Raw genomic sequence first — 20,758 nt, 5'->3', positions numbered from 1 at the left:
ACAGCTTCATTATCTTTATTTTATTAAACCTTCAGCTTTAGTGAGCGCTGCTGCCAAACCATCCTTATTCTTACCTCCGGCAGTGGCATAGAAAGGCTGACCTCCACCTCCACCTTGTATATCCTTTGCAAGCTCTCTGACAATATTCGATGCATTTAATCCTTTATCTTTAACCAGATTCTCTGACAGCATCACTGTAATACCTGGTTTATCATCGATTAAAGTTGTAAAAACCAGGAATAAATCATCTACCAGATCCTTTACAGCAAAAGCAAGATTTTTCACCGCGTCGGCGTTCGGAAGATCTACATGAACTGCGATCAGATTAATTCCGTTAACAGTCTTTAGATGATGTACAATTTCATGCTTTAAATTGGCGGCTTGTTCAATAACGGCTTTTTCAGCATCCTTTTTTAACCTGGCGTTTTCTTCCAATAAAGAAGACACAGCTGATTTAAGATCCTTATTCCCTTTTAACAAAGCGCGCAACTCATTGAGTTCTCTGTTTTGGTCCAGAACAAAAGCTTCTGCTTTATCTGCTGTAATGGCTTCTATCCTTCTTACCCCCGCTGCCACAGCGCTTTCTGATATGATTTTAAAGTAACCGATCTGACCAGTTGCCTGAACATGTGTTCCACCGCACAATTCTTTTGAATAGTGATCGTCAAAAGTAATAACACGTACAAAATCCCCATATTTTTCACCAAACAAAGCCGTTACTCCACTTGAGATGGCCTGGTCATAAGGCACATCACGTTCTTCTTTGAGCGGAATATTCTCGCGCACTTTCTGATTCACTAAATGCTCTATTTTGGCCAGATCATCTTCGCTGATTTTCGCAAAGTGCGAAAAGTCAAAACGCAGATAATCCGGATTCACCAGCGAGCCCTTTTGGTTCACATGATTACCAAGTACTTTTTTCAAAGCCGCATGCAGCAAATGAGTTGCGGAGTGGTTATCCTGAGATAACAAACGTTTATCTTCATCAATCACTGCCCACATATCTCCTTCAAGATCCTCAGGCAAGGTATCTGTATAATGAACGGTAACTCCATTCTCCTTTTTTGTATCCGTTACTTCTACAAAGAATAAACGGCTATGGTCTTCAATACGGCCGGTGTCTCCAACCTGGCCCCCACTTTCTGCATAAAAAGGTGTTTTGCTTAAGACAATCTGGTATTGTTCTTTTCCTTTAGTACTTACTTTACGGTATTTAATGATCTTTGTTTCTACTTCAAAATCATCATAACCAACAAATTCAGTTTCAAGATCGGGATGCACCGGTACCCAATCTCCGGTATCAATAGCAGTTGCGGCTCTTGATCTGTCTTTTTGTTTTGATAATTCTTTATTATAACCAGTCATATCAATGGTCCATCGTTTTTCTCTGGCCATCAGATCAGTTAAATCAATTGGGAAACCATAGGTATCTTGTAGTTCAAAAGCAAATTCTCCGGAAATCACCATTTGATCTTTTAATATACTGTACACCCACGCATCTTCGAATGACTTTTCCAGTTCAATTGCATTTTCTGCCATCAGTAACTCCGCTTGTTTCTTGGTGTAGTTTTCAAAGCGCTGAATACCTGTAGCGAGGGTTCTGAGGAAAGATATTTCTTCTTCCAGAACAACCTTTTGAACAAAGTCTTGTTGTGCAAGTAATTCATCAAAAACACCTTTAAACTGCCCGGCTAAAACCGGAACCAACTGATTCAGAAAAGGTTCTTTTAGATCAAGGAAAGTGTAAGCATAACGTACTGCACGGCGAAGAATCCTCCGGATCACATAACCGGCTTTATTATTGGAAGGCAATTGTCCATCTGCTATTACAAATGAAATGGCACGGATATGATCGGCCATTACACGCATAGCAATATCTGTTTTCTCATCAGCCCCATAAGCAATTCCTGCTTTTGCAGAAATAAACTGAATAAGTGGCTGAAACACATCAGTATCGTAATTGGAGGCCTTGTTTTGCAGTACCCGAACCAGGCGTTCAAACCCCATACCGGTATCTACATGTTTTGCTGGCAATGGTTGTAAAGAACCGTCTTTCAGTCGGTTAAACTGCATAAACACATTGTTCCAGATCTCAATAACCTGGGGATGGTCTGCATTAACCAGTTCTTTACCGGAAATTGCAGCACGTTCATGATCAGGACGGCAATCTACATGGATCTCCGAACAAGGACCACACGGTCCTGTATCGCCCATTTCCCAGAAATTATCTTTTTTATTACCTAATATAATGCGGTCTTCCGGAACATACTGTTTCCAGATTTCGTAAGCTTCAGTGTCCTGAGGCAAACCTTCTTTATCGTCTCCTTCAAATACAGAAACGTAGAGTTTGTCTTTTGGTATCTTATAAACTTCTGTAAGTAATTCCCAGCTCCACGCAATGGCTTCCTTTTTAAAATAGTCACCAAAGCTCCAGTTTCCCAACATTTCAAACATGGTGTGATGATAAGTATCAATCCCCACCTCCTCTAAATCATTGTGTTTACCCGAAACACGAAGACAACGCTGGGTATCGGCAACACGCTTATATTTAATAGGGGCTTCTCCCAAAAACAAGTCTTTGAACTGGTTCATTCCTGCATTGGTAAACATCAGTGTTGGATCATTCTTAACCACAATTGGAGCAGAGGGAACAATATGATGTTGTTTAGATTCGAAAAATTTTAAATAAGCGCTTCTGATTTCTTTAGCTGTCATCCTTCTAGTTTATTATGCAACAAAATTAAAATTTTATTGCGGTATTCTACTAAAATCCCTTTACATTTGAATGCTTTAAATAAATGCTATAAACAGCTAATAATCAACATCAAATTATGCCGTACAAAGAAAGGGAAATTAATAAAATGTATTATACTATGGGAGAAGTGACGGAAATGTTTGGTGTAAACGCTTCCCAGATCAGATTCTATGAGAAAGAATTTGATGTATTGCAACCCAAGAAAAACAAGAAAGGAAACCGTTTATTTACACCTGCGGATGTAGAAAATCTAAAGATCATTTTTCACCTGGTCGATGATAAGGGCTTTACCCTAAAAGGAGCTAAAGAACATTTAAAAAACAACAGTGGCGAGGTTAAGGAAAATCAAAAAATCATCGATTCCTTAGAGAAACTCAAAGACTTTTTACTTAAGCTCAACGAAGAAATATAATATTTTAAAGTAAATAATTTTTATTCAGAGAAATATTACCTCATTTTAAATGTAAACACATTTAGAATGATTAATTTATTTTGGAATAAATCCGCATACCGTTTTCTGCTTTTAGTATTTCTTATCCCTTCAATTTCAAGGGCGCAAGAGCAAACCATTATTAAGGAGATTGTAGAACGTCTGGCACCTACCTTACCGGATGATTATGACCTCTCAGAGCTCACTGAAAGGTTAAATTACTACGAAAAACACCCTGTCAACCTAAACCATACTTCGGCAGAGGAACTGAAGAATTTTGTATTCTTATCTCCCTTGCAAATCAATAACCTTTTTGCACATATACTCAGTAACGGCAAATTACTGGCAATTGAAGAACTGCAGGCAATTGATGCATTTGATTTGGAAACCATTTCAAATCTACTACCATTTGTAACCCTGGGGGAATACCCTGAAATTGAAATCCCTTCCTTTAAAAATTTACGGAGCAAGACAAACCAAAGCCTGATGCTTAGATATGCACAAGGGCTGGAGAAACAAAAAGGCTACAGAGACCTCCCAGGCAGCAGGTATCTCGGAACGCCTGGAAAAATACTTATTAAATACCGCTATAATTACAGTGACCGTTTTTCAGCTTCTCTTGTATTCAAGAAAGATGCAGGTGAAGAGCTTTTCAGCGGAAACAATAAATACAATCTTGATTTCTTCTCGTTTTCACTAGCTTTTAATCAGCTTGGGAGAATGACCAAACTTGTTATTGGAGATTACAGTCTTCAATTTGGTCAGGGCTTAACTTTATGGTCTGGCTTTGCGTTTGGCAAGGGACCTGACGTAACCAGCGCTGCAAAAAAAGACCTCGGATTAAAAGCCTACATTTCTTCTAATGAATCTTCATTTTTCCGAGGGTTGGCTGCCACGATAAAAATAGCCCGACGTCTTGAATTTTCGCCCTTCATCTCTTATAAACATGTAGATGCAAGTCAAAGGTTATTGCCTGATGGCGAATATGGGCAAGTCAACATCAGTGCCAGCGGCCTGCACAGGACAAAATCAGAAATCCAAAACAAAAACAGTCTGGGCCAATTGGTCTATGGCAGTGCGTTGCAATATCTCAGCAACAACTTAAACATAGGGGCAATAGCCTACGCTTCTCATTATCAGAATCCATTTATAACGGGTACCAGACCTTACGATGCGAAAGGTTTCACTGGAAAAGATCTTTTAAACATCGGCTTTCATTACAATTATAGTTTTAGGAACCTGTATCTTTTCGGAGAGCGGGCTCAAAGTCCGGGCGGGGGAGCAGCAATGGTTAATGGGATCATGGCCAATCTTTCCCATCACCTGTCTGCGGTACTGCTCAACAGAAACTATGACGTCGATTACCACAGTTATTTTAGCCAGGCTATAGGCGAAAACAGCGATGCTGCAAATGAAAAAGGTTGGTATACCGGCTTAAATTATAATATTGATAAAAAATGGAGTGCATCCCTCTACGTCGATATCTTTCACTTTCCGTGGCTAAAGTACAGAGTAGATGCAGCCTCCTCGGGCTACGAAGCACAAGGGCAACTGGTTTATAATCCCTTTAAAACTTTCAAATTAACAGCCAGATTCAAAACAAAACTCGACCGGCAAAACACAGACTCTAAAGTATCCGTAAAATATCTTGAAGCGGTTAGCAAACAAAACTGGAAGGTAGAAACCTTCTGGCGGCTAAACAGAAAGATAAGCTTTCAAAATCGTATAGAAAGGTGCAGATATCAAAAGGGCGAAGGCATCGCCGAAAACGGCTATCTTTTTTGTCAGGATATTGACTACAAACCTTTGTCTTCCCGTTTATCCGGAAATTTACGCCTGGCTTATTTTCATACAGACAGCTACGATTCCAGATTATATGCTTATGAGGATGATGTTCTTAACGGATTCGCTTTTGGCATGTACAACGGTAAAGGACTAAGGTTTTATCTTAATCTCAAATATAACTTATCCCGAAAGTTTGACTTGTGGACCCGTTATGCCATATTTATCTATCAGGGGGCAGAAACCGTCGGTTCAGGACTGGATGAAATTCAGGGAAATATCAAATCAGAATTAAAAATTCAACTCCGTTATCAATTCTGAAAATGGAGTTAAAACGACAGGAAACGATCTTTCTTCAATTGCCGCTGCTTTTCGCAACAGGAATTGTTTTGGGGTACTCCTCTCCTTCTATCTTTCTGCTAAATACATTATTAACGGCATCTGTGTTGCTGTTTATTGGGTTACTCTTACTGAATTTCTTTTATTCAACACTTAGAATCTATCGCTTTAAACATCGCATATTATTAATGGTGTATCTACTGATCATCTTTTTAGGTGCTCTACACTACCTTTTACAAAAGGAATTGCTCCGAACAGATCACTTTTCCAAGGCTAAATTTGAATTACTAAAAGTACAGATTACAGAAGAACCACAGCTCAGAAATAATACGCAACTGCATTTCGTAGCAAAAGTAACAGGTGGTTTAACCAAAGGAAATTATCAGGCTTGCACAGGTCATCTGCTCATCTCTGTTCAAGTCAACAATCGGGGACTTCTGCCTTTAAAATATGGAGATGTTCTTATTGTCAAGGCAAAATATCAGGTTGTAGCTGCACCTCTACTCTCTTCAACATTTGATTTTAGGTCCTGGCTGGCCATGCAAAATATTTACCATCAGGCCTATTTTAAAAAAGAAGACATCAGGCTTCTAAAACGTAACAAAGGCAATCTATTGATTTCTTATGCACTGAATTTGAGAAAAAAACAGGTTGATATCTATAAAAAATTCATCAATGATCCGCAAGCCTATGCAGTTGCTTCAACATTGATCCTTGGTTACCGATCAGATCTTAGCTCCGAGACTTTAGATGCCTATGCTAAAACGGGGACTATCCATGCCCTATCTGTTTCCGGAATGCATGTTGGCATCATTTACCTGGTCCTTAACTGGATCCTGTTTTTTTTAAACCGAAGCCCTCCGTTGTTGTTCCTTAAAGCGCTATTCATTATCCTGATCATTTGGTTTTATGCTTTAGTTACGGGCTTCTCGCCTTCGGTGCTGAGATCGGCAATCATGATTACAATTCTCATCCTCTCCAAAATACTTCGCAAAAAAACAAACAGCTATAATGTATTAGGCTTCTCTGCCTTTAGCCTGCTCCTTTATGAGCCATTTCTTCTTTTTGATATAGGTTTTCAGCTTTCCTATCTGTCTGTTATTGGTTTGATCTGGCTTCAGCCGAAGATTTGTACATGGTTTTCTTTTAAGTCCAGATGGATGAATAAACTCTGGTCTATCTTAGCTATGTCTTTATCTGCACAACTTACAACCTTTCCTTTAAGCATCTACTATTTCCACCAATTTCCGGTCTATTTCCTTTTCAGTAATCTGTTTATTATGATTCCGGCAGCGCTCATGATGTATATAGGACTAATTATGCTTTTGTTTAAATTCTATTTTCTGGCCGCTCCATTTGAATGGCTAATCTGTTTCACTAATTCCGGCCTGCGATGGATTTCGGATTTACCATTTGCCAGTATTTCTGCCATATGGATTAACCGAACAGAACTTTTATGTCTGAGTACAGGTCTTATCTTATTTACCTTGTCTTTAAGCTATGCAAAGAAGAAGCTTCTTTTTACTTCTCTGTTTTTCTTTTCGCTGTTGGAATTATCTATGTTTTATCAGCAAATTCTTGCCCAAAGGCAACAAAAAGTAATTGTATTTAGGCTCAAACGAAATTATACAGGTATATATATCAAATCAAACAAAGCAATATTAATAACGGATGTGTCTCCGGAAAGCGCTGCTTTTAGATTTTATATTAAGCCCTATCTGGATCAGCATCGGATTACGGAAGTTGATTTTAAATTTAGCTACCAGGGTTTAAAGAAAATAAAGCATCTTTGATTCCTGATAAAGCTTATTATTTATACTATGATAGAATCGCTGGTTTTATATTCGGTAGAAGACCGCATTGCTACAATAGCATTGAACAGACCGGAGAAGCGCAATGCATTAAATCCGGAACTGATCAGAATGTTAACAGACAAAATGCTGGAAGCATCTAATGACGAAAATGTTAAAGTCATTATACTTAAAGCTAACGGAAATACCTTTAGTGCAGGTGCTGATTTGGTCTATTTACAACAATTGCAACAAAACTCATATGAAGAGAACCTGGCCGATTCAGAAAATCTGAAAAACCTTTTCCTGACCATTTATCAATTGCCTAAAGTTGTTATTGCACAAGTAGAAGGTCATGCAATTGCAGGCGGATGCGGATTGGCTACTGTTTGCGACCTGGTATTTTCAGTTCCGGAAGCCAATTTTGGCTATACCGAAGTTAAACTAGGATTTGTTCCAGCCATTGTATCCTGTTTTCTGATGCGTATGACCAGTGAAACTATCGCCAAACAAATCTTATTGACAGGCGACCTTTTCACCGCAGCGAAGGCCTTGGAATATGGTTTAATTAATTTTGTAATAAACAAAGAAGATATTAGTCAAAATACCAGAGATTTTGCTTTAAATTTGTGTAATAACGCTTCATCCAATTCCTTGATGGTCACTAAACAGCTTATTGGTCAAACCACCAATCCGCATTTAGAAACAAGCCTGGACATGGCTGTGCAAATGAATGCGAAAGTACGGGAAAGCGAAGACTTTAAAAGAGGCATAGCTTCCTTTATTAATAAAGAGAAAATAAATTGGTAACCTTAAATAGTAAATTATGTTTAAATCAATAAAAACAGGCGTTTTAGCGCTCATTTTAATCAGCTCAGCAATTTATGCACATGCTCAGAAAAAAATCCAGCAGGGTGTAATCGTTTATGGCATAGAGTACAATCTGACGCCTGAACAAAAAGCAGCCGTGGATGTTTCGGCACTTCCTTCAGAAAATAAATTGGAATTTAATGGAAACATCTCAAAACTGGGAATGGAAATGGGTCCTGCTTTATTAACGATCTTTAAAGACGGTTCTACAGATAACGGCCTTCTATTGATCAGTATTCCTGTTGCGCAAAAACAATTTGCGGCTAAAATGTCTAAGGAAGACATGGAAAAACAAACTGGAGGAATTAAATACAGCGACTTCAAAGCTACAGGAGAAAAACAAGTTTTATCTGGTTATAATACCGAAAAATACACGTATAAAGACAATAATGGCGGTACTTATGAGCTGTGGGCGACAAAGGAAATTGAACTTACACCAGGTGCTATAAACACCGAGTTTAAAGAACTTAAAGCAACACCTATTAAATTTACCGTAACACAAGGTGGTGTAAAAACAACCTTAACTATAAAAAGCATTAAAGAACAAAATGCAGGCCCTTTTACTTTAGATGTACCTAGCGGTTATGAAGTAAAAACAATGGCAGAGTTGGAGGCTATGAGAGGCGGAGCCTAATTTCATGCTGAAAAGTCTTATATTTTTTATTCGCTTTTATGTATTCTGGTTAATCTTCTTTTTTACAGACAGAGCCCTGTTTTTGGTACTTTACCACCAGAAACTGGGTTCTGTCTCTATACAGGAGATACTGGCTACATTTTATAATGCGATCCCCATAGATCTTTCTATGGCGGCTTACATTACCATAGCTCCATTACTGATTTATCTTTTCTGGCTTTTTAAAGGTCGTTTAACGGTAGAAATGAAATGGCTGACTATATACAACACCATACTGATCGTCCTGTTCAGTTTGATCTCTGTGATTAACTTTAACATTTATAGAGAATGGGGTACAAAATTGAACGCCAAAGCAATTGGTTTTGCATTCAGCTCTCCTAATGAATCCTTGGCTTCTGGTGCCTCCTCTCCCCTGGTTCTGACCTTTTTCATACTAGGGATGCTGATTGTGACCAGCCTACTGCTTCAGAAATTACTCCTGAGCAGAAAACTCACGTTTATACAATTTCCTTTATGGGCAAAAACTACTGTCTGCATTTTATTGCTGGGCATTAACTTTCTGCTGATCAGAGGAGGCTGGGGTGTAACCACTATGAACCAGAGTTCTGCTTATTTTTCTGACAGGATCATTTTAAACCATGCAGCAGTCAATACAGAATGGAATCTTTTTGCCAGTGTCATCGCTTCTTTAAGTGCACATAAAAACAAATATCTCTATTACAGTAAACAACAGGCAGATGAAAGTGTAAGGGATCTTTACCATGTAGAAAAGGACACAACTTTAAATATCCTGACTACAACAAGACCTAACGTGGTGCTTTTTATTATGGAAAGCTTTACAGCAGACCTGACCAAGGTATTGGGAAATATGAACGATGTTACGCCGCATTTTGACAGCTTAACGCATCAGGGTGTGCTGTTTAGCCATATTTATTCCACGGGCAACCGGACAGATAAAGGTATCATCGGCACATTGGCAGGTTTTCCAAGTCTTGCGGCTGGAAATCTCGTAAAGTATACCAGTAAAATGCATAAACTACCTGCCATTTCCCAGGAACTTAATAAGAATGGTTATTCAACGGCTTTCTATTATGGGGGTGAATCTGAATTTGACAATTACAAGGCCTTTATCCTGACTCACGGTTATCAAAGACTAATCGACAAGAATAAGTTTGAAGACAGTGAGCTAACTTCAAAGTGGGGAGCCTATGACGGTGTGGTCTTCAACAGGCAACTCAAAGATCTAAAAACGATTAAACAGCCGTTTTTCACGACCACCATGACCTTAACCAACCATGAACCTTTTGAAGTTCCTGGAAATTATAAATTTGGTTCCGCAGACAATACCCATCGTTTTAAAAGCACTGCTTTTTACACCGATTCGTGCATCAATGATTATTTAACCAAAGCAAAAAAAGAGGCTTGGTATAAAAACACCCTTTTTATCTTTATTGCTGATCATGGCCATATCCTGCCAAAAGAGACTAATGAAGTCTATATGCCACAACGTTACCATATTCCTCTTTTGCTTTACGGAGAAGTGATCAAACCGGAATTCCGGGGAAAAACGTTTAGCCGCATTGGTAGTCAGATTGATCTGGCTTCTACCCTTCTTACGCAGCTGGGCATGAACGCCAGCCAGTTTACCTGGAGCAAAAACCTTCTGAACCCCTATACCAAACCTTTTGCTTTTTTTAGCTGGGACAACGGTCTGGGCTTTATCAATCCAAAACAATCTGTTACTTTTGATAATACAGGGAAAAGGGTATTGTACAACGACCTTAAACATCAGGAGGAACAAACACAGGAAACTCTTAAACAGGGTAAAACTTATCTGCAAAAAGTATATCAACAATTTATAGAACTCTAAACATGAATGTAAAAAACATCGCTTTTAAGCTAAGCTTTCTGGCTGCTTTGTTTTTCATCTTTATCCAGGCAAAAGCGCAAAACAAAGGTGAAATCAATTGGACAAAAGAAGGAAATTCCTATTACGAGATTTCCGGGGGAGAAATTGTATCCCTAACCCTTCCAAAAAATGATAGGAAGACCGTTATTCCGGCAAGCATACTCGGTATGAAGGGGTTAAACGAGTATAATATCAAATCTTTTAAACTTTCTGATGACGGTAAAAAAGCCCTCATCTTTACCAACAGTAAAAAGGTATGGCGCTACGAAACTCGAGGCGATTATTATGTAGCCGATCTAGCCAGCAATACCATTACACAAATTGGTAAAACCCTACCTGCTTCTTCATTAATGTTTGCCAAGTTTTCTCCTGATGGAACTAAAGTTGCCTATGTAAGCAAACACAACCTTTATGTGGAAGATCTTACAAACGGCACAAGCAAAGCCCTGACCACAGATGGAACAGATCGTTTGATCAACGGAACTTTTGACTGGGTATATGAAGAAGAATTCGACTGCCGGGATGGTTTCAGATGGAGTCCTGATGGTCAATCCATTGCCTATTGGCAGCTGGATGCCCGTAAGATCAAGAATTTCCTGATGATCAACAACACAGATTCTATCTATCCTTTCACTATTCCGGTAGAATATCCAAAAGTTGGGGAAGATCCATCCTCCTGCAAGGTTGGAATTGTAGATGTCAATACGGCTAAAACCTCCTGGATACCTGTTCCTGGAGATAATATACAACACTATATCCCAAGAATGGACTGGATCCCGGGCAGTAATGACATTATTTTGCAGCAGTTGAACAGGGAACAGAATGAAAGTAAACTTTTTGTTGCCAACGCAAAAACAACTGTTGTGAACAATATCTATACAGAAACTGATAAGGCATGGATTGATGCCGGAGAAGAGTGGAAATGGTTGAACAACAACAAAGAATTTATTTGGGTAAGTGAAAAAGACGGTTGGAAACACTATTACAGAATCAGTAAAGATGGAAAAAGCCAAACCCTCATTAATAAAGGAAATTATGACGTTATTGAAAGCTTGCTCATTGACGAGAAAAACAATCAGTTTTATTTTATTGCTTCACCAAACAATGCCACTCAAAAATACTTGTATAAAACCAAACTGGATGGCAAAGGAAAACTAGAGATGGTAACTCCATCTGTTTTACCTGGCACACACCACTACGACATCTCTCCAAATGGAGTATATGCCTTCCATACCTATCAGAATGCCAACTTAAGGCCAATCTCTGAATGGATGAATTTAACCACTGGTAATCCGTTTACGATGGATGGCAGCATCACCAACCAACTTGGAAGAACACAGCCACCCAAAAACAAAGTAGAGTTTTTTAAAGTCAAAACTGAAGATGGAATTGAGCTTGACGGATGGATGAAAAAGCCCGACAATTTTGACCAGACTAAAAAATATCCTGTCGTATTTTATGTTTATGGAGAACCCGCTTCACAAACTGTAACCGATACCTACGGTGCCGGACGTGATTTCTTATACGCAGGGGACATGGCTAAAGATGGTTATGTGTATATTTCTCTTGAAAACAGAGGTGCCCCAGCCCCGAAAGGAAGGGAGTGGCGTAAGAGCATTTACCAGAACATCGGACGTCTGAATATCAGAGATCAGGCAATGGGTGCAAAAAAAGTCCTGGAATGGTCCTTCATTGATAAAAGCAGAGTGGCTGTATGGGGATGGAGCGGAGGAGGATCTTCGACGCTCAACCTGATGTTCCAGTATCCGGACATCTACACTACAGGAATTGCCATCGCAGCTGTAGGTAATCAGCTTACCTACGACAACATTTATCAGGAAAGATATATGGGCTCTCCGTTGAAAACAAAAGAGGCCTATATTAAAGGATCACCAATCACCTATGCAAAAAACCTGAATGGTAATCTACTCTATATCCATGGAACTGGCGATGATAATGTTCACTATCAAAATGCAGAAATGCTGATTAATGAACTCATCAAAAACGGAAAGGTATTCCAATTCATGGCCTATCCAAACCGAACACACAGTATAAACGAAGGCGAAGGAACAAGCAGGCATCTTGCGCTAACCTACACCAAATTCTTACAACAGAATTGTCCTCCCGGAGGAAAATAAATAACAAAAAACAGCTGTCCAAAAGGCAGCTGTTTTTTTTTGTATTGTGTTTATTTAATTAATATTTACTATTTTTAAATTAAATAGTTGTTATAAATATTAAAAATCAAATGAACCGAATTCATCTGGATGCAACAGACAGGGCTATCTTAATTCTCCTACAACAAGACGCTAAATTAAATAACAAAGAAATTGCAGCGCAACTTGACAAATCAACAAGTGCAGTAAACGAAAGAATCCATAGGCTGAAGAGAAATAAAGTCATAAAAAGCTATAGCGTCATTCTCAACCAGGAGCAGCTCCCCCCCTTTCAAACCATTTACTCGCATATTCAGCTTAAAATACACACCAAAGAAGTTGCACAGGAATTTATGGAAACGACAAGGCCTTTTCCTGAAATTATCTCTTGTAATCAGGTTACCGGTCCAATTGATTTCATTCTTAAAATCCTCACTAATGATCTTTCTGCCTATTACAGATTTCTCCACGAAAAGATTATTCCCCTGCCCTATATTGGCCTGATCAATACCTATGTTAGTATCAGCGAGGGGAAAAACGAAAACACATTTCCACCTCAGTTATTGATGATCTGTTTTGCTTTTAAGAGTTGTATCTGCATTTTTCTTCAAAGTATCTTTTTTACTTTCGGAACTAGTGGATGCTGAAGTTTCCGGAGCACGGAGCTGCATTTTAGTGCGATCGCAACTTTGAAGGAGAATAACAGCTAACACCATGAATAAGATTTGTTTCATTGAAAATCGTTTTTTAGACAACACAAACCTACAAACTAAAACAGTGATTTTTGAATTTTAAATAAATTTTAAACATTTGATTACCATATGATTACAATTGACTACAAAACCAATATCGTCAACTATCAAATAAACAACATCTATAATATATAAATCCAAACCAATCCAGCCCTGAAATGTTATTATGCACATGGCCCTCATCCAATTTACCAGCAAAGGCATCTACTGTAGGCAAGGTGATTTTTACATTGATCCATGGAAACCGGTTAAACTAGCAGTAACCACGCATGGACATGCAGACCATGTGAAATGGGGAAATCAGGCCTATTTGTGTCATGAATTAACTAAATCTATCTTGCTACAGAGACTGGGTGCCGACCTGCAGATCCAAACACTTCCTTACCGGCAACAAATTGATATCAATGGCGTAAAACTCAGTTTTTTTCCGGCAGGCCATGTTATAGGTTCAGCTCAGGTGAGACTGGAGTATAAAGGAGAAATTTGTGTGGTATCTGGAGATTATAAAGTAGAGTATGATGGAATCAGCACTGCATTTGAACCTGTAAAATGTCACACATTTGTATCGGAAAGTACCTTTGGCCTTCCGGTCTACAAATGGCAGCCCCAGCAAATCATTTTTGACCAGATTAAAGATTGGGTAGCGGCCAATCGTGACGAGAATAAAACTAGTGTACTTGCAGCATACAGTCTTGGCAAAGCCCAAAGACTGATCAAAGGCTTGGCGGGGTATGGAGAAATCTACGTTCATCAATCCATTGCGAACCTGAATGAAGGTTTTATAGACGCCGGTATCAATTTGCCCAATACCATTCGCATTACACCCGAAACGAAAAAAGAAGATCTCCAGCGTGGAATCGTTATCGTCCCCCCTGCACTTACCGAAGGCCGCTGGATCAAAAGCCTTCTTCATGCTGCCACAGGAATTTGTTCTGGCTGGATGCAGGTAAGGGCAGGCCGAAGATGGCGCAGTGCAGACGCGGGTTTTGCTCTAAGCGATCATGCCGACTGGCCTGGTCTACTCAGTGCCATCAAAGCCACAACAGCAGAAAAAGTATTTGTGACACATGGATACAGCGCTATTTTTTCTAAATATCTTAATGAAATTGGTATTGCTGCAGAAGAAGTCAAAACACAATACGGCCAGGAAGAAGAGAAGGAGGAGGTACTGTGAAAAGATTTTCTCAATTGATCCATCAACTGGAGATGAGCAATAAAACCAATGATAAAATAGCAGCTTTGGTGAGCTATTTCAATGAAGCCGATGATGTTGACAAGCCTTATGTTATAGCCATGTTTACTGGTAAAAGACCAAAGAGACCGGTCAGTACGGCATTGCTCAAACAATGGGCTATAGAAAAAAGCGGCATTCCTGATTGGCTGTTTTCTGAAAGTTACCACAATGTTGGCGATCTGAGTGAAACCATTTCACTCATCCTACCCTCACCAACACGTCTGGTTAACCGTAAGCTTCAGGAATGGATCAGCGATCTGGCCTCTTTGCAAGGAAAAGACGATACCTTTAAAAAAACCTTTATCTTATCTGCATGGGATAGTCTGGATACCCAGGAACGTTTCATCTTCAATAAACTTATATCTGGAAATTTTAGAATTGGAATATCCGGAAAAATGCTGGTGAATGCACTGGCCAAACAGAGTGATACAGCGAGCAGTAAGATTATGCATAGCATTATGGGTAAATGGGAACCTTCCCAAATTACCTATCAGGACCTTATTGGAGGCGCTCATGTCAATACCGATAATTCCTGGCCTTACCCCTTCTGCCTGGCCTATGCTTTGGAAGTTGAGCCTGAAAGCCTGGGTGCTCCGGAAGAATGGCAGGCAGAATGGAAATGGGATGGAATACGAGGACAAATTGTAAAAAGGAACGGAGAGTTGTTTATCTGGTCGAGGGGTGAAGAACTGGTTACGGAGCAATTTCCGGAACTTCATTTTCTAAAAAAAGAACTTGAAGATGGTACAGTACTTGACGGCGAAATTTTATCTGTAAAAGAGGGAAAAGTACAGGCTTTTAGTATCTTACAACAAAGACTCAATCGTAAAACCATTAATAAAACCCAGCTAAATGATGCTCCTATAGGATTCTTTACTTACGATCTACTGGAATATAAAGGAGAAGATAAAAGATCAGATGTACTTAGTGTACGCCGGAAACAGCTGGAAAAGATTATTTATAATTTGAAGACTAAAAATGTAGTTCTTTTATCACCAATAGTTAAATTTGATAATTGGCTGCAACTTGCAAAAACAAGAGAGGGTTCAAGAGATCTGAACAGTGAAGGGCTTATGCTTAAAAAAGCAGACTCTTTGTACCATTCTGGCCGCAAAAGAGGAGATTGGTGGAAATGGAAAATTAACCCCTATACAGTAGATACGGTAATGATTTACGCGCAAAAAGGTAGCGGCCGAAGAGCTAATTTCTTTACGGATTATACTTTTGCAGTTAGACATGGTGATCAGCTCATCACCATCGCGAAGGCCTATTCTGGTTTAACGGATAAAGAAATCAAAGAAGTAGATACCTTTGTGAAGAAAAATGCAATTGAAAAATTTGGACCTGTTCGCACGGTAAAACCCGAACTCGTTTTTGAAATTGCCTTTGAGGGAATTGCTGAAAGTAAAAGACACAAAGCCGGCCTTGCACTCCGTTTCCCAAGAATAGCCCGGTGGAGAAAAGATAAAAAAGCAGACGAGATCAACACCTTAGATGATTTAAAACAACTTTTACTGTCCACCTTAAAGACCTCGATTCATGGAACTGAACAAGAGTAAAGGTTATAGACAAGTGATCAGCTGGCTGAAAAGCAAAAAAAGAAAACCTTTCCAGTTTCAAACTGATGCCTGGCAGTATTATGCAGAAGGTTACAGTGGTCTGGTCAATGCACCAACTGGATTTGGAAAAACCTTCTCTATCTTCCTTGCGGTGGTTATAGATGAACTCAACAAGAGAGCAGATCAAAAACCAGTTTCAAAGAAAACAAAAAAATCGGCAGATGGGTTAAGATTGCTTTGGATTACGCCGCTCCGCTCTCTTGCCAAAGATCTGGCCAGAGCCATGAATGAGGTTTGCCAGGAATTAGATCTGGGATGGCATGTTGGAATCCGTAATGGAGACACTCCTCAAAATGAAAAACTGAAACAAAAGAAACAAATGCCAGAAGTGCTGATTATTACACCAGAAAGCATTCACTTGCTATTGGCACAAAAAAGCACTTTCAATTATTTCGATCACCTGGAATGCATTGTTGCAGATGAATGGCATGAATTGCTAGGAAGCAAACGGGGTGTTATGGCAGAGCTAGCCATTTCCAGGATCAAAGGCTTGCTTCGGAAAAAACATCCCGAAAGATTGCTGAGGGTATGGGGCATTTCGGCCACCATAGGCAATCTGGAACAGGCCCTGGAAGTATTGGTACCCGATCAGGAACTTTTAAAAACGATTGTAAAGGCAGATCTGGAAAAGAAAATTATCATTAAATCTATTCTTCCTGATCATATAGACATGCTCCCATGGGCAGGTCATCTGGGCCTTAAGCTGGCCAATAAACTTCTTCCTGTAATCCACAAAAGCAAAACAACACTGATTTTCACCAATACACGTGGTCAGGCCGAGTTATGGTATCAGGCCTTACTTGCACAAGACGAAAATCTGGCTGGCCAGATTGCTATTCATCATGGTTCTATAGATTATGAACTTCGAAACTGGATTGAAGATGCGTTGCATTCTGGTATTCTTAAAGCGGTCGTTTGCACCTCTTCACTCGATCTGGGTGTAGATTTCAAACCCGTTGACACTGTAGTTCAAATTGGCTCTCCAAAGGGCGTTGCACGCTTCCTTCAACGCGCAGGGCGCAGCGGACACTCCCCTCATGAAATTTCCAGAATCTATTTTCTCCCGACACATGCCCTGGAACTTGTAGAGGCTGCAGCCATCAAAGAAGCCGCAAGAACCAATAACATAGAGAGCCGGGAGCCCATTGTTATGGCATTCGATACCCTCATCCAGTACCTGGTTACACTGGCTGTTGGAGATGGCTTTGACGATGAGCAAATCTTTTTTGAAGTTAAGCAAACTCATGCGTTCAAAGAACTCCTGCCTCAGGAATGGAACTGGATCATGCAGTTTATCACCACAGGAGGCGAGAGTCTTACCGCTTATACCGAATTCAGTAAAGTAAACAAGGCTGAAGATGGATTATGGAAAGTGGAAAGCCGTCAAATTGCTATGCGCCACCGACTTCATATCGGTACCATTGTAAGTGACGCCATGCTCAAAGTAAAATACCTCAGTGGTGGTTATGTGGGTATGGTCGAGGAGTCTTTTGTTGCTAAAATGAAACCCGGTAGTAACTTCACACTGGCCGGCAGGGTGTTGGAATTCATTATGATTAAGGAAATGATGGTATTGGTTAGAAAGAGCAAATTAAAACATGCTATGAGCCCAAGCTGGATGGGCGGACGCATGTCTTTAAGCGCCAATCTCGGTTCCACACTTCGGAAAAAGTACAATGAAACATTAGATAAGACCCATCAGGATGAAGAACTTGACTTCATCTTTCCTTTATTTGAACGACAGGCAAAAGTTTCCCATGTTCCCAAAAGTGATGAATTTCTAATTGAACTTATTCAAACCAGAGATGGATTCCATTTATTTGCCTATCCCTTTGAAGGCAGGCAGGTACATGAAATTATGGCCTCCCTCATTGCTTACAGATTGAGCAGGAAACAACCCATCACTTTTTCCATTGCCATGAATGACTACGGTTTTGAACTCTTAAGTGAGCAACCCATTCCCTTGGATGAACAGCACATCAAAGAACTGTTCAGCCCTGTAAATCTTGCAGCCGATATTGTGGCCAGCATTAATGCTACAGAAATGGCGCGCCGAAAATTCAGAGACATTGCCTGCATTTCTGGCCTCGTATTCCAGGGTTATCCTGGTAAATATGTTGCTAATAAACATTTGCAATCCTCTGCTGCACTATTTTTTAACGTATTTAGTGATTATGATAAACATAATTTATTATTACGCCAGGCTTATGATGAAGCATTTTATCAGCAGATTGAAGAACCCAGACTGGCCGCAGCTTTACATCGCATACAGTTGAGTACAATTATTTTGATAAAAACAGACAGGTATACCCCTCTCTGTTTCCCCATCAAAGTAGACAGTTTGAGAGACAATATGAGCACAGAAGAACTGAGCCAGAGAATTGAAAGAATGACTGCTGAAGCAGAAAAAAGAAATATCAAAAAAAGATGAATATTACCTGCAGAGAAGAACAGCTCCTATTAGATAAAGAACGGGCGATTTACTGGCCCTCAAAAAAAATGCTGATCGTTAGTGACCTTCACATTGGCAAATCCGCCCATTTTAGAAAGTCTGGCATACAGGTACCCAATGCCATCACCCATACCGATCTTCAGCGCCTAACCTTGCTGATGAGGACCTATCGTCCCGAAACATTATTAATTACCGGTGACATGTTCCACAACAACATCAATAGCGATGCAAATGCCTTTATGGACTGGAGAAAAAAGATCAGTGACTTAAACGTCGTGCTTATTAAAGGTAATCACGATGCCTTGAAAAACGAAGATTATCAGGCCCTGGAAATAGAAATTCATCAAAAGGAACATCTCTGTTATCCATTTCGGTTTATACACGACCAACCGGCTGAAGCTGATGAATACTACAATCTGACAGGTCATATTCATCCTGGCGTAACACTCTATGGAAAGGCAAAACAACGTTTGCGTTTTCCTTGCTTTTATTTTGGCAGATACGGTGCTATATTACCAGCATTTAGCGTCTTCACCGGACTAAAATCTATAAAACCGGAAGAAGGAGATCGTTTCTATGCCATTACACCAGACCGGATTGTAGCAGTTTAAAGATCCATCTGTTTTAACAGCATTTCAACTACCGTACGATCTGTTTTAAAAGTTACATCTTCAACTTTCAGATCCTTCAGTTCGATCCAGCGAAAGGACTGTGTGCTGTTTTCTGCAAAATCAAAAGCCTCTGTTTTAAAGGCCATTTCAAGCGGGTTCAAGGCCTTTACAAAATAATAAATACTTAAGATTTGACTATCATTAAAGGAAGACTGTTCATAAAAATCAGTAGTATAGAAATGTTCCAGGACCTCGATCTCCACATTACATTCTTCCATAAACTCACGTTTCAGCGCATCCTTTAAACCTTCTCCCAATTCCAATCCACCACCGGGAAACTTACTAAAACTCTTGCGTTCTGAGAACTCATCGCTGATCAGCAGACCTTTATCCGGATCAATCAGTAAACCATATACTCTTACATTAAAATAGCTCATTTCTGGTCAAAGTGTTTTTTGTTCTTGGTTGCGTTCTCTATCGTCCACTTAATCTCACCTGCATAATCCTCCTGTCTCACCGGGCATTCTTTTACCTTACAATAATGGCAGCATTCAGGCAAACACGGATCTGCATGAATAAACAATTCTGTACTCCGCTCTCCACTGCCATTGACCAGTTTATCGATAGCAGAGATCTCTTTATGAACTCTGTTCAGGTCAAAATAATATGGAAAAGTGAAATGACAATCAATATGAATATCTGCGCCGTATTGTTGTGCACGAAGATTATGTACATCAATCCATGGTTCTTCCCGGTTGTCTTGCAATACCTCAACAATGTTTTTAACCAATTCAATATTACTCTCGTCCATCAAGCCCCCAACAGATTTCCTTGTCAGTTTATAACCATTGTATACAATAAAAATTCCCAGCAGGATAGAGATTACACCATCCAGCCAATAAATCTCGGTGGTTTTAATTAAGATCACCCCAACCACCAGTCCTGCACTGGTTATGGCATCCACCATTAAATGTTTACCATCCGCCTCCAGCGTTAAAGAATGGTGTTTTTTCCCGGTATTGATCAAAAAATAACCTGCCAGTAAATTTACAATGCCCGTTGCGCCTATAATCAATGCGCCCTCAAATAACTGTTTGATCTCCGTTGGAAAGACTAGGTCATGAGCAGATTTGAAAATAATAATGATTCCCGCCAGCCCAATCAATACCCCTTCTACAAAGGCCGAAAAAAACTCTACCTTACCATGTCCATAAGGATGGTTTTCATCTTTAGGTAAGGTAGCCAGGTAAATACTATAAAATGCAAAACTGCTGGCCATTACATTCACAATGCTTTCTGCAGCGTCCGTAAGTATAGCATTGGAATTGGTGATAAAATAAGCCGCAAATTTTGCGAGCATAAGCACTACGCTAACGCATAGAGCAACAAGGATAGCTTTTTTCTTAGGATGCAAACTTCAGTAAT

General features: G+C 39.7%; 15 protein-coding genes. 12 read left to right on the top strand and 3 right to left on the bottom strand.

Annotated features, from left to right (window positions below):
• Window positions 1-15 precede the first annotated feature (15 nt).
• The gene (alaS, locus tag R2S08_RS19265; protein WP_316836656.1) at window positions 16-2,715 is read right to left on the bottom strand and encodes an alanine--tRNA ligase; all 2,700 of its coding nucleotides are present in this window, start codon (window positions 2,713-2,715) and stop codon (window positions 16-18) included.
• A gap of 116 nt (window positions 2,716-2,831) precedes the next feature.
• Here alaS and R2S08_RS19260 point away from each other — a divergent pair, with 116 nt between their 5' ends.
• From R2S08_RS19260 to pdeM, 12 genes are all read left to right on the top strand, one after another.
• Window positions 2,832-3,167 (top strand): MerR family transcriptional regulator, encoded by a 336-nt coding sequence (locus R2S08_RS19260; protein ID WP_133782666.1) that lies wholly within the window; start codon window positions 2,832-2,834, stop codon window positions 3,165-3,167.
• A gap of 66 nt (window positions 3,168-3,233) precedes the next feature.
• Window positions 3,234-5,288 carry a helix-hairpin-helix domain-containing protein gene (locus tag R2S08_RS19255; RefSeq protein ID WP_316836655.1) on the top strand — a complete coding sequence of 685 codons (2,055 nt, stop codon included), beginning with the start codon at window positions 3,234-3,236 and terminating at the stop codon, window positions 5,286-5,288.
• A 2-nt stretch (window positions 5,289-5,290) separates the two neighbouring features.
• Window positions 5,291-7,099 (top strand): ComEC/Rec2 family competence protein, encoded by a 1,809-nt coding sequence (locus R2S08_RS19250; RefSeq protein WP_316836654.1) that lies wholly within the window; start codon window positions 5,291-5,293, stop codon window positions 7,097-7,099.
• Between the two features lie 27 nt (window positions 7,100-7,126).
• The gene (locus R2S08_RS19245; RefSeq protein WP_316836653.1) at window positions 7,127-7,906 is read left to right on the top strand and encodes an enoyl-CoA hydratase/isomerase family protein; all 780 of its coding nucleotides are present in this window, start codon (window positions 7,127-7,129) and stop codon (window positions 7,904-7,906) included.
• 16 nt (window positions 7,907-7,922) lie between these two features.
• Window positions 7,923-8,600: a hypothetical protein gene (locus R2S08_RS19240; RefSeq protein ID WP_108549559.1), complete on the top strand. Its 678-nt coding sequence runs from the start codon at window positions 7,923-7,925 to the stop codon at window positions 8,598-8,600.
• A 4-nt stretch (window positions 8,601-8,604) separates the two neighbouring features.
• A complete protein-coding gene (locus tag R2S08_RS19235; protein WP_316836652.1) occupies window positions 8,605-10,470 on the top strand; it encodes an LTA synthase family protein in 1,866 nt (621 codons plus the stop codon).
• Between the two features lie 2 nt (window positions 10,471-10,472).
• Window positions 10,473-12,647, top strand: coding sequence for a S9 family peptidase (locus R2S08_RS19230; protein WP_316836651.1), 2,175 nt, complete (start codon window positions 10,473-10,475; stop codon window positions 12,645-12,647).
• A 110-nt stretch (window positions 12,648-12,757) separates the two neighbouring features.
• Window positions 12,758-13,312, top strand: coding sequence for an Lrp/AsnC family transcriptional regulator (locus R2S08_RS19225; RefSeq protein WP_316836650.1), 555 nt, complete (start codon window positions 12,758-12,760; stop codon window positions 13,310-13,312).
• A 277-nt stretch (window positions 13,313-13,589) separates the two neighbouring features.
• Window positions 13,590-14,591 (top strand): ligase-associated DNA damage response exonuclease, encoded by a 1,002-nt coding sequence (locus tag R2S08_RS19220; RefSeq protein WP_316836649.1) that lies wholly within the window; start codon window positions 13,590-13,592, stop codon window positions 14,589-14,591.
• Window positions 14,588-16,210: an ATP-dependent DNA ligase gene (locus tag R2S08_RS19215; protein WP_316836648.1), complete on the top strand. Its 1,623-nt coding sequence runs from the start codon at window positions 14,588-14,590 to the stop codon at window positions 16,208-16,210. Before R2S08_RS19220 ends, R2S08_RS19215 begins: the two co-directional genes overlap by 4 nt.
• Window positions 16,191-18,701: a ligase-associated DNA damage response DEXH box helicase gene (locus R2S08_RS19210; RefSeq protein WP_316836647.1), complete on the top strand. Its 2,511-nt coding sequence runs from the start codon at window positions 16,191-16,193 to the stop codon at window positions 18,699-18,701. Before R2S08_RS19215 ends, R2S08_RS19210 begins: the two co-directional genes overlap by 20 nt.
• Window positions 18,698-19,333: a ligase-associated DNA damage response endonuclease PdeM gene (gene pdeM, locus R2S08_RS19205; RefSeq protein WP_316836646.1), complete on the top strand. Its 636-nt coding sequence runs from the start codon at window positions 18,698-18,700 to the stop codon at window positions 19,331-19,333. The genes R2S08_RS19210 and pdeM overlap by 4 nt, the downstream gene beginning before the upstream one ends.
• On the opposite strand, the gene R2S08_RS19200 is transcribed toward pdeM, so the two are convergent.
• Both R2S08_RS19200 and R2S08_RS19195 read right to left on the bottom strand, forming a co-directional pair.
• On the bottom strand, window positions 19,330-19,770 hold the full coding sequence (locus R2S08_RS19200) for an NUDIX domain-containing protein (protein ID WP_316836645.1): 441 nt from the start codon (window positions 19,768-19,770) through the stop codon (window positions 19,330-19,332). The two genes, pdeM and R2S08_RS19200, sit on opposite strands and share 4 nt — an antisense overlap.
• Window positions 19,767-20,747: a cation diffusion facilitator family transporter gene (locus tag R2S08_RS19195; RefSeq protein WP_316836644.1), complete on the bottom strand. Its 981-nt coding sequence runs from the start codon at window positions 20,745-20,747 to the stop codon at window positions 19,767-19,769. The genes R2S08_RS19200 and R2S08_RS19195 overlap by 4 nt, the downstream gene beginning before the upstream one ends.
• Window positions 20,748-20,758 lie beyond the last annotated feature (11 nt).

The sequence above is a fragment of the Pedobacter nutrimenti genome (assembly GCF_032678445.1).
Classification (GTDB): domain Bacteria; phylum Bacteroidota; class Bacteroidia; order Sphingobacteriales; family Sphingobacteriaceae; genus Pedobacter; species Pedobacter nutrimenti_A.
The sequence above is the reverse complement of the archived record's forward strand: the minus strand, read 5'-3'. Positions and strand labels throughout refer to the sequence as shown.